Raw genomic sequence first — 11,670 nt, forward strand, 5'->3', positions numbered from 1 at the left:
ATATCATTATATATGAAAAATTAAGATATGAAAAAAAGCTCAAATATATCGATACCAATGCGTTGGATTGGACCTTTGAAAATAACAGGTAATATTATCCAAGAATCTGTTAAAGTTCCTCTTGCCACATATGAGATACCCCTATGGTATTCTGTTGATCGAGGTGCTCGTATATCAAGGCTTTGTAATAATGGAATAAGGACAACTTTAATAGATGAACGAATGTCTCGTTCTATTTTTTTTGAAACAGATAATGCAGAAATGGCTTTAACAGCATTGCAAGAAATTGTTATCAATAAAATAGAAATTGCTAGAGTTTCTGAATCAACTAGTAGATTTATTCGCTTTATTAATTTGCATTATCAGATAACAGGTAATCTTCTTTTCTTGCGTATGGAGTTTTCAACAGGTGATGCTTCTGGACATAATATGGTGACAAAAGCTGCAGAAGCAGTTATGAATTGGATACTTTCAAAATGGTCGTACTTGCGTTATGGTTCCATATCTGGAAATATCTGTTCAGATAAAAAAGCAACTGCTATTAATGGTATTATGGGACGAGGCAAAAATTTTGTTGCAGAAATAATTGTCTCGCGTGAATTATGTAATAAATATTTACGTACTTCTCCAGAAAAAATAGTTAATCTCAATAATAAAAAAAATCTTATTGGAACTTTTTTGGCGGGAGGAATTCGTTCAGCCAATGCTCATTTTTCGAATATGTTGCTTGCTTATTATTTGGCTACAGGACAAGACGGTGCTAATATCGTTGAGGGATCTCAAGGATTAACATATGCAGAAGTAAAAGATGATTGTCTTTGGTTTTCTTGTACCATTCCTAATTTGATTATAGGAAGTATTGGGAATGGTAAGAATATTGATACTATAAGAGATAATATAGCGGCATTAGGATGTGCTGAAGAACGATCAGTTGGAGAAAATGCTCGACGTCTTGCCGCTATATGTGCGGCAACAGTTTTATGTGGAGAATTATCTTTAATTGCGGCTCAAACTAATCCTGGTGAACTAATGTCAGCTCATTTACGCCTAGAAAGGACATTATCAGGTGGTTAATAGTAGAAAAATTGATCATATACGTATCATATGTAAAGATCCAGAAACTGATCGAAATAATCATTTTTTTGACGATTTTCAACTTATACATAGAGCTTTTCCTGAAATATCATTCAACGACGTTGATACATCTGTTGATTTTTTAGGCAAAAAATTATCACTGCCTCTTATTATTTCTTCTATGACAGGAGGTAATAATGATCTAATACAAAAGATTAATCGTAATTTAGCAATTGCAGCAGAAGAAACGGGTGTTGCTATGGCAGTTGGATCTCAGCGTGTAATGTTTTCTGATCATAAATCAATTAAAAGTTTTGAATTGAGAAAGTATGCTCCAAATGCGGTTCTTATATCAAATTTAGGTGCTGTACAATTTAATTATGGATTTGGACTAAAGGAAGCACGCAAAGCAGTTGATGTTTTAGAAGCAAATGCTTTATTTTTACACCTGAATCCTTTACAAGAAATTATCCAACCGAACGGAAACACTAATTTTTCTAATCTTAGTTCATCAATTTCTGTAATTTCATCTGGAATAGAGGTTCCTATTATTTTAAAAGAAGTTGGATGTGGACTTTCACCTTTTGATATTGAATTAGGATTAAAAGCAGGGATTAAACATTTTGATATAGCAGGTAGGGGAGGAACATCTTGGAGTCGTATTGAAAGTCATCGTGATAAAACATGTGATACTGGAATTGTTTTTCAAGATTGGGGAATCCCGACACCATTAGCTTTGGAAATGGCAAGACCTTACTGTAAAAAAGCTAAATTAATTGCGAGCGGTGGAATAAGAAATGGAATAGATATATTAAAATCTATCGTTTTAGGAGCATCTATAGGAGGTATGGCCTCTCCATTTTTAAAGCCAGCAATGGATTCTTCTGAATCAGTTATATCTTTGATAGAATCTATACGAAAAGAATTTATTATATCGATGTTTTTACTTGGAATAAAATGCGTTAAAGAACTGCATTTAAACAAAGATCTTTTATGGCATAAATAAGTGGAGTATTTAATTCATGACCATTGGAATTGAAGATATCTCCTTCTACACTACTGATCAATATCTTGATTTGTCCATAATAGCAGATAAATATTGTGTTGATATAGATAAATTTCACGTTGGGCTTGGCCAAGAAAGAATTAGTATTATCAGTCATGATGAAGATATTGTGACTATGGCAGCATCAGCGGCTCTGCCTATTATTGAAGATAATGATAAAAAGTCCATAAAAGCTTTATTTTTCGCTACTGAAAGCAGTATAGATCAGTCAAAATCAGCTGGAATATGGCTTCATAAACTTTTAGGCCTTAATTCTTCTTGTCGTGTAATAGAGTTTAAGCAAGCATGTTATAGTGCTACGTGTGCGCTGCATATGGCTTGTGCATTAGTTGCAAAAATGCCTCAACATAAGATATTAATCGTAGCATCAGATATAGCACGATATGATATTGGTTCTTCAGGAGAGCCTACTCAAGGATGCGGTGCGGTTGCAATTCTAGTATCATCTAATGCATCCGTGATAGAGATAGAGCCAATAACTGGACTTTATACAGATGACGTCATGGATTTTTGGCGTCCCAACTATAGCAACACTGCATTGTTTGATGGGAAATATTCTACTAAAATTTATTTGCAATCATTAAAATCTGCATGGCAAGATTATCAAAATAACAACGGATATGACTTTAATCAATTCCAATATTTTTGCTATCATCAACCTTTTACTCGTATGGCAGAAAAAGCTCATATTTACTTATCTAAAACCGTTGGAAAAGATCTTTCTTCTGATGAAATTAAAGAAGCCATTGGAGAAACGATGATTTATAATCGATTAATTGGTAATAGCTATACAGCCTCTTTATATCTTTCTTTTATTTCTTTACTCGATCATAGTTCAAATGATATTTCTGGAAAAAGAATTGGATTTTTTAGCTATGGATCTGGATGTATGGCAGAATTTTTTTCTGGAATAGTAAAAGATGATTATAAGAAGAAGTCTCATAAGGAATATCATAGAAATATTCTTGATTCTAGAACTCCAGTTGATTACCAAACATATTGTAGCTTCCACAATAATATTATTCTATCAGATAAAGGAAATATAGAAATACCTGCTATAACAAAAGGGCCATTTCGTTTAGTTGCAATTAGAAATCATAAAAGAATTTATGAGAAAACAAATTTTGAAAAAAAATAAAATAAGCAGTAAGTCTCCTGCTAAAGTCATATTAAGCGGTGAATACTCGACTTTATATGGGGGAGCATCACTTGCTATGGCAGTTTCCCTCTATTTAAAAGCGTCTATAGAGATAATTGATCTACCTATAATAAGAATCATAAAAAAGAAGCCAGTTTCATACTCTTTGGAAGAATATAAAACTATAGCTAGTAGAATTGATCATAAATACAAAGATTTTTTAGCGGGATTTATTCCTATTACAGATGTTTTAAATAGAACAGATGACCTGATATTATATATTTTACATCGTAATATCAATGACTATCCTATAACAGGTCTCTCAATTAGCATAGATTCTATGATTCCAATAGGAAGAGGTTTTGGTTCTTCATCTGCTATTATTTCCGCATTATCTCTAGTGCTGAGAGAGATTACTAATAAACCTTTTCAAAATAAAGATGATTTTATTAAAGAAACTGGCTACATTGAACGTCTTCAACATGGAAAATATGGACTAATTGATTCTACCACTATAATAAAAGGCGGAGTTATATATATAAATAATTCCAATATTACACAATATTCAAATATTGAAGGCGAATGGTGGGCTGTTGATACAGGAGAGCCAGAAAGTTTTACAGGGGAATGTGTCTCATTCATCGATAAAAATTTTTCAAAAAGTGTTATTTGGAATGAATTTAATTCCGTTACAAATAATATTATTGATAATATTCAAAAAAAAGATCTGAAAAATTTATATGATAATATTAGAAATAACCATTATCTTTTGCAATCTATTAATGTTGTTCCACCTTTGATAAGCAAGTTTATTAGTTCTATTGAATACGAAGGTGGATCTGCGAAGATTTCTGGAGCTGGAAGCATCAAAGGAGAAAAAGCAGGGCTTGTTTTGGTAGCTGGGTATGATCCACGAAAATTATCATCTCTTTACGGCTACACATGCCATAAAATAAAGGGTGAAAAAAATGGTACAATTCTCACAGAAAGTTTGTGTTGAAGCTCCAGGAAGCTTGGTTATGATGGGCGAACATGCAGTATTGCATGGGTATTCAGCTCTTGCTTTTACGATAAATAAAGGTATTTCAATTTTTTTAACTCCAAGAAATGATCGTATTGTGAAAATTAATTCATCTTTGGGGCATTATAAGGGTAATATTGATTTACCAATGTATCATCCATCATTTTCTTTTATTATAAAAGCTATTGATCATATTAAACCTCCTCATGGTTTTAATTTAGATATTAGCTCTCAAATTGATCATAAATCAGGACTCGGCTCTTCATCTGCAATAACGGTTGCTATAACTGCAGCTCTTCTTTCTATAAAACATCAAAAAGAACCATTGAAAAAAGATATACTTAAGGCATCTCACGAGATTATATTAAAAGTACAAGGAAAAGCTTCAGGTATTGATATTGCTACTGCTATTTATGGTGGGTTGATTTTATATAGTATGCCAAATTATAGTATAAAACATATTGATGCTACTTTACCAATTCATCTTATTTATTCAGGATATAAAACAGCAACTTCTAAGGTACTAGAAATAATATCAAATAGGGAGATTGAATTTCCATCAATAAAATTAATTAATAAAAAAATTTATTCGCTTATGGGAGAATTAAGTAATATATCTGCTGAAGCAATTAGTGCTGGTAATTTAAAATTGTTAGCTAATTCAATGAATATGCAACAAGGATTATTAGAAACATTGGGTGTATCTGATAAAAAACTATCTGATATTGTTTGGTCATTAAGAGAGCAACCAAAAATTATGGCGGCTAAAATATCTGGATCAGGATTAGGTGACTGTGTTATCGCTCTTGGAAAAGTTGATTCTCATTATTTACCTTATCAGTCAATAGACTGTAAAATGAATAAAAAGGGAATAAAAATATTGTTTAGTCACTAAGGGAGCAACCAAAAATTATGGCGGCTAAAATATCTAGATCAGGATTAGGTGACTGTGTTATCTCTCTTGGAAAAGTTGATTATCATTATTTACCTTATCAGTCATAGACTATAGAAGGAATAAGTATTTGCCTCTGTCACTTCGTCATATACTAAAAATATATTTAGGTGAATTTACTCCTATAGTTAGGCAGAAAAGTAATTCTTTTGTTCCTTCTAATATTGCATTATGTAAATATTGGGGAAAAAGGGATGCTAAATTAAATCTTCCGATTAATAATTCTATTTCTATTAGTCTTGGTAATCTAGGCACATCCACTCATATAACAGTTATCAATTCAAATAATGATATTATCACTCTCAATGGTCATATAATATCTTATGATAGTGATTTTTTTAAAAGAAGCATACAATTTTGTGATCTTTTTCGTCAATTTGGAAACGTAAAATTTCTAATAGAAACCTATAATAATATTCCTACTAAAGCTGGTTTAGCATCATCTGCTTCTGGCTTTGCTGCTTTAACTTTAGCATTGTTTAGACTATATTCGATACCTGAAAAAAGCGAAAAACTTTCACGTGTTGCTCGTCTTGGTTCTGGAAGTGCTTGTAGATCTTTTTATCGAGGATTTAGTGAGTGGATATGTGGAACAGATGAAAGTGGGATTGATAGTTTTGCAGTTCCACTAAAGCATGATTGGCTTGATTTGCGAATTGGATTATTAAATATTATTGAGAAAGAAAAAAAGGTAGGATCTAGTGATGCTATGAATTTGACAGGTCAAACTTCTCCTTTTTTTTCACAATGGATAAAGCAATCATATAAAGATCTTTTTAATTTGAAACAGTCAATTATTAATCGTGATTTTATAAAATTCGGAGAAATTTCTGAAAATAATGCTTTAAAGATGCATGCAACTATGCTCTCTTCTTATCCAACACTTTTATATTGGGAAGAACAAACAATAACTAATATGAAGAGAGTATGGCAAGCTCGAGAAGAAGGTGTTCCTGTTTATTTTACTTTGGATGCTGGGCCAAATTTAAAACTGTTGTTCACCAATGATACATCAGAATGTATCAACAAATTATTCCCGGAAATAAAGATCATTAATCCTTATGATGATATTCCTATATTTAAATAATTTTCATGATATATAATAAGATTATTATGCATATAATATATGAATAAATTAATTAATATTGAAAAATTAGAATAAATAAATCATGATCCCGCCCAAAAAATATTATCAAATAACGTAAAATAAAATTTTTATTATATTGGTTGAAAATTTATTAAATTTATGATTAGTCTTTTACTCATTTTTTATAATTCAATAAATAGAGAAAAAATAACTATAAAATTCTCTCTTTATTGAAATTAGACAATATTTACATATATATTATATTGTTGTTATAAACATTATGCTTTGATTAATATTTATTAGATTGATAATTAAAATAATTAATCTCTATACTCATTACTATATATCAATTATTTATATTATATTCAGATTATAATTAGATTGATTTGACAAGACATGGTTTATTATCATATTTAATTTATAACGGGTTTAGTTTCTTTTAATATATCATCTTTAACTATAACTGGCATAAGATTATTATAATCATGGTTGTTACGATTGATATTATGCGGTACTGTCGAATAGCACTCGTTCAATAGTAACAGATATAAGAAGCATGTTATTTTTAAATACGTTGCTTAATCCTGACTAATAATTAATAAAATATTTTTATATAAAATCTTAATTCAATAATTGTCGTTATAACTAAATTTAGACAAAATATCAATATGTTAGCCAATATTTTTTGACTTTGAATACAAAATTTAATAATAATTAAGTAAAAAATTGGATATAAATTAACTAAATATGATGATTAAATATAGTTGTTTTTTAATGTTATTTTTTTCGTAACCTCGGAAGATAAGTTATAAATAGATTATAAAAAGTTTTCATAATACAGCATTAATCTAATATTTATATATTCATATAAATGCTTGTTTTTTGATACAAGTTAATATTTATTATATAGTAGAGGTTTCTAAAATACTAATGGTATTTATGGTCTGTATTTTATAAAGTGCTAGATTATATTATGAATTTAAATAAATTTTATATATTGATGTTATCATGATAGGAGCAAGATTTTATAAAATATGATTATAGGTATAGGCAGTGATATCGTTAATATTAAACGTATAGATAAATTATTGAGTAATTTTGGTAAAAGATTTGTATCTCGTTGTTTTTCCTCATCAGAGCAAAAATATTGTGATGTTTCTGAAAATCGTACTGCTTCTTATGCGAAGCGTTTTGCCTCCAAAGAAGCTTTTTCTAAAGCTTTAGGAACAGGAATTTCTAATAATGTTCATTGGCGTGATATAGTCATTGTTAATCTTCCAATTGGTAAGCCGGTTATATCACTTTCGGATCGTGTATCTATAAAGCTTTTATCTATTATTCCAGAAGGATATGAACCTGTTATTCATTTGACTATAACTGATGATTTTCCTTTTGCTCAGGCATTTGTTGTTATAGAGTGCCTTTCTAAACAAACATAGTTTTTAAAGTAGTTGTTTATTGCTTTTTTAATTTTATTTAACGTAATAGAGTAGATGTTTATATGAATAAAAATAGATTTAAGTTTTTATTGTGGAATGAAACAGTAAAATCGATTTTGCAAGCTATATTTTTTGCTGTTTTAATTCGTACCATATTATTCCAGCCATCTACTATTCCTACAGGATCTATGATGCCGACGCTATTGATAGGCGATTATATTATTATTAATAAGTTTTCTTATGGATATTCGAAATATTCTATTCCGTTTTCCTATAATCTATTTAGTGGACGTATCTTTGGTAGTAAACCTGAACGTGGAGATATTGTTGTTTTTCGCTTGCCAAGAGATCCTACTATTGACTACGTTAAAAGATTAATAGGTCTTCCTGGTGATAAAATATCAATCAAGATGGGTGTTATATATATTAATGATATTCCAGTATCTCATAATAGAGATGGTGTTTTTTCTTATCATTACAAAGAGGGATGGGATGAAAACGCACCTGTTTTCAGTGAAATATTAAATAATGGGGTGAAATACAAAACTATTTCGTATGATCCTTTATCTTCTGTCAATAATACTCTGGATTTCGTTGTACCTAAAGGTAAGTATTTCATGATGGGTGATAACAGAGAAGATTCTCTTGATAGTCGTTATATTGAGGTTGGTTTTATACCAGAAGAAAATTTAATAGGTCGAGCTAGTTTTATCCTTTTTTCTATTGGTAATAATACTCCTTTCAATAAAGTATGGATGTGGCTTCCTAATATACGATGGGATAGGTTTTTTAAAATTTTATAATGGCTTATTCTAATTATTTAGATATGGAAAAAATAATAGGTTATACTTTTTCAGACAAAGCTTTGTTGAAAAAAGCTTTGACGCATTCAAGTGTTTGTCAATTTTCAAATGAAAGTTATGAGAGATTAGAATTTTTAGGAGATAGGATTCTTGGATTAATAGTCGCAGATATACTTTTTTCCCATTTTATTACTTCGCAAGAAGGTGATTTATCTATGCGTCTCAATTATCTAGTTAGTTCAGAGGTTTGTTATAAAGTAGCAAATAATTTACAAATAGATTCTTTTATTCGTGTTAGTTCTGATCTTAGGCAAGATCTAGGAGGTTTAGTAGCATCTGGTATTCAATCTGATGTTATAGAAAGTTTAATAGCAGCGCTTTATCTTGATGGTGGATTAAAAGTAGCGGAGTGTTTTGTAAAGAAACATTGGACAAAGCTTGCACTGCAAAGTGGAGAGTTTCGACGTGATGCAAAGACAGAACTGCAGGAATGGACGCATGCAAAATTTGGCATTACTCCTGTATATAAATTAATTTGTCGTTCTGGGCCAGATCATGATCCTCGTTTTAAAGTTGAAGTAAATATTCCAGGAATTTCTTCTGGTTTTGGTATAAATTGTTCCAAGCGTGCTGCAGAGCAGATTGCTGCTACTGAAATTTTGAAGCGTGAGGGAATTTGGAAGTAATAAATATAAAACATATAGGTGATAAACATTATTTTCTTGGATGCTAAAAATAATATATCTGAATCTCAAAGTCGTTCTGGATGTATAGCATTGATTGGAGCTACTAATGCTGGAAAATCTACACTTGTTAATCGATTTGTTGGTGCAAAAGTTTCTATTGTTACACATAAGGTTCAAACAACTCGTTGGATTGTGAGAGGTATTGTTTCAGTAAATCAATCTCAAGCAGTTTTTTTAGATACTCCAGGAATTTTTAATGCAAAAGATTCATATCATAAGCTCATGATTAAATCTTCTTGGAGTACTATTAGATATTCAGATATTGTTTTATTAGTTGTTGATAGCAATAGAGGTTTAAAACCTGATGTCCACGCTATTTTTAAGGAAATCGAAAAAAGATCTAGTAGGATAGTCCTTGTTCTTAATAAAATTGATTGTGTCAAGCCCGAACAATTATTTGAACAGTCTAAAATAGCAAATGATCTATTTTCTATAGAAAGAACTTTCGCTGTTTCTGCTACAAAGGGTTATGGATGTGATGATGTTTTAAATTATTTATGTTCTACATTACCTGTTGCTCCTTTTATTTATCCTGAAGATCAGATTTCTGATCTTCCTATGTCTCGTTTTTCTGCAGAAATTACTCGTGAGAAATTGTTTTTACATTTGCATCAAGAGATACCTTATTCTTCTTATGTGATAACTGATAAATGGGAAGAGAGAAAAGACGGATCGGTATTAATACGACAAGTAATTTATGTAGAAAGGTCCAATCATAAAAAGATTATTCTTGGAAAGAATGGAAGTATTATTAAAACAATTTCTTCAGAAGCAAGACATGAAATAGCAAAAATAGTTGAAAAGCCAGTTCATATTTTTATTTTTATTAAAGTTAAAAAAGATTGGGGTAATGATATGATATCTCTTTCACAAATAGGGGCATAGCTATAAATTATTGATATAAATCCATCATTATTTATTATAACATTTAGTTATTATTATTTGTTATTAAGTATTTTAATGCATATTCTTGTTGAATGAGGTTTTTATGAAACGCAAATGTCTTGCTATTGTTCTTGCTGCTGGTAATGGACATAGAATGAATTCTTCTACATCTAAGGTGTTACATCAAATTGCTGGGAAACCTATGATTTCCTATGTTATGGAAGCTATAGCCAAAGCAGGTATAAGTGATGTGGCTTTAGTAGTTGGTCATTTAGCGGAATTTGTTAAGCAAATTGACTTTCCACCTGAGCTATCAATTGAGTATTATAATCAAGATGCACAACAAGGTACTGCACATGCCGTTTTATCAGCTCGAAATGCTATAAAAAGAGGCTATGATAATATTATAGTTATGTATGCTGATGTTCCACTTATTTCATCTAATACTTTGAATAAGGCTATTGATGCCATGAAAACAGAATGTTCTGTTGCAGTAATTGGTTTCAAAACAAACCAACCTAATGGTTATGGTCGTTTATTGATGGAAAATAATAAATTAATTGCTATTAGAGAAGAAAAAGATGCTACTGATCAGGAAAAAAAAGTCAATTATTGTAATAGTGGACTAATGGTTATTGATGGCCATCATATATTAGATTGGCTTCTAAAAATAAATAAAAACGACAAAACTAAAGAATATTATTTAACAAACATTATTGAAATTGCTCGATCTGATGGGAAGCTCATTTCAAGTATTGAAGTTCAAGAACAGGAAGTTTATGGCTGTAATAATCGTCATGAATTATCAATTATTGAAAATACCTGGCAATATAGTTTTCGTCATAAGATGATGTTGTCTGGTGTAACAATGATTGCTCCAGAAACTGTTTTTTTTTCGCACGATACTTTTATTGATAAAGATACTATAATTGAACCGCATGTTATTTTTGGATGTGGTGTTACTGTAGAAAGCTTTGTAAAGATAAAATCGTTTTCATATTTAGAAGGAGTTTATATTAGTAATAATACTACTATTGGTCCATTTGCTCGTTTAAGGAAAGGCTCAAAAATAGAGCAAAATGTTAAAATAGGTAATTTCTGTGAAATTAAAAATTCATCTATTGGAGAAGGAAGTAAGATTAATCACTTGAGCTATGTAGGTGATAGCTTTTTAGGAAAGAGTGTTAATATAGGAGCTGGTTCTATTACATGTAATTATGATGGTATTAATAAATATGAGACACATATAAGTGATAATGTTTTTGTTGGATCGAATTCATCTTTAATTGCTCCTATTTTTATTGGAAAAAATTCTTATATAGCATCTGGAAGTGTAGTTACAGAAGATGCTCCCGAAGATTCTCTTGTATTAGCTAGATCACGTCAAGTTATAAAAAAAAATAGGTCTTTATCAATGAAGAAGAAAAAGTAATTTTATAAAGTTATAAAAAATTGTTTT

11 protein-coding genes are annotated in these 11,670 nt (G+C 30.2%); all 11 read left to right on the plus strand.

Annotated features, from left to right (window positions below):
* Nucleotides 1-27 precede the first annotated feature (27 nt).
* The 11 genes from LAM_RS03530 to glmU all read left to right on the plus strand — a co-directional run bounded on the left by LAM_RS03530 (nt 28) and on the right by glmU (nt 11,643).
* Nucleotides 28-1,074, plus strand: coding sequence for a hydroxymethylglutaryl-CoA reductase (locus LAM_RS03530; protein ID WP_007557385.1), 1,047 nt, complete (start codon nt 28-30; stop codon nt 1,072-1,074).
* Nucleotides 1,067-2,080: a type 2 isopentenyl-diphosphate Delta-isomerase gene (gene fni / locus LAM_RS03535; RefSeq protein WP_007557384.1), complete on the plus strand. Its 1,014-nt coding sequence runs from the start codon at nt 1,067-1,069 to the stop codon at nt 2,078-2,080. Before LAM_RS03530 ends, fni begins: the two co-directional genes overlap by 8 nt.
* Before the next feature lie 16 nt (nt 2,081-2,096).
* Nucleotides 2,097-3,278 carry a hydroxymethylglutaryl-CoA synthase gene (locus LAM_RS03540; RefSeq protein ID WP_007557382.1) on the plus strand — a complete coding sequence of 394 codons (1,182 nt, stop codon included), beginning with the start codon at nt 2,097-2,099 and terminating at the stop codon, nt 3,276-3,278.
* Entirely contained in the window at nt 3,265-4,278 is a 1,014-nt protein-coding gene (locus LAM_RS03545) for a mevalonate kinase family protein (protein ID WP_240532046.1), read from the plus strand. The genes LAM_RS03540 and LAM_RS03545 overlap by 14 nt, the downstream gene beginning before the upstream one ends.
* Complete coding sequence (mvk, locus tag LAM_RS03550; protein ID WP_007557380.1) at nt 4,247-5,194, plus strand: mevalonate kinase; 948 nt, start codon at nt 4,247-4,249, stop codon at nt 5,192-5,194. The genes LAM_RS03545 and mvk overlap by 32 nt, the downstream gene beginning before the upstream one ends.
* A gap of 127 nt (nt 5,195-5,321) precedes the next feature.
* The gene (gene mvaD, locus LAM_RS03555; RefSeq protein WP_007557379.1) at nt 5,322-6,338 is read left to right on the plus strand and encodes a diphosphomevalonate decarboxylase; all 1,017 of its coding nucleotides are present in this window, start codon (nt 5,322-5,324) and stop codon (nt 6,336-6,338) included.
* A gap of 1,034 nt (nt 6,339-7,372) precedes the next feature.
* Nucleotides 7,373-7,777 (plus strand): holo-ACP synthase, encoded by a 405-nt coding sequence (gene acpS, locus LAM_RS03560; protein ID WP_007557378.1) that lies wholly within the window; start codon nt 7,373-7,375, stop codon nt 7,775-7,777.
* A 62-nt stretch (nt 7,778-7,839) separates the two neighbouring features.
* A complete protein-coding gene (gene lepB, locus LAM_RS03565; protein WP_007557377.1) occupies nt 7,840-8,580 on the plus strand; it encodes a signal peptidase I in 741 nt (246 codons plus the stop codon).
* A complete protein-coding gene (gene rnc / locus LAM_RS03570; RefSeq protein WP_007557376.1) occupies nt 8,580-9,266 on the plus strand; it encodes a ribonuclease III in 687 nt (228 codons plus the stop codon). The genes lepB and rnc overlap by 1 nt, the downstream gene beginning before the upstream one ends.
* A gap of 36 nt (nt 9,267-9,302) precedes the next feature.
* The gene (gene era, locus LAM_RS03575; protein WP_007557375.1) at nt 9,303-10,211 is read left to right on the plus strand and encodes a GTPase Era; all 909 of its coding nucleotides are present in this window, start codon (nt 9,303-9,305) and stop codon (nt 10,209-10,211) included.
* Between the two features lie 103 nt (nt 10,212-10,314).
* The gene (gene glmU / locus LAM_RS03580) at nt 10,315-11,643 is read left to right on the plus strand and encodes a bifunctional UDP-N-acetylglucosamine diphosphorylase/glucosamine-1-phosphate N-acetyltransferase GlmU (protein WP_007557374.1); all 1,329 of its coding nucleotides are present in this window, start codon (nt 10,315-10,317) and stop codon (nt 11,641-11,643) included.
* The last annotated feature ends 27 nt before the right edge of the window (nt 11,644-11,670 follow it).

This window comes from Candidatus Liberibacter americanus str. Sao Paulo, assembly GCF_000496595.1.
Classification (GTDB): Bacteria; Pseudomonadota; Alphaproteobacteria; order Rhizobiales; family Rhizobiaceae; genus Liberibacter; species Liberibacter americanus.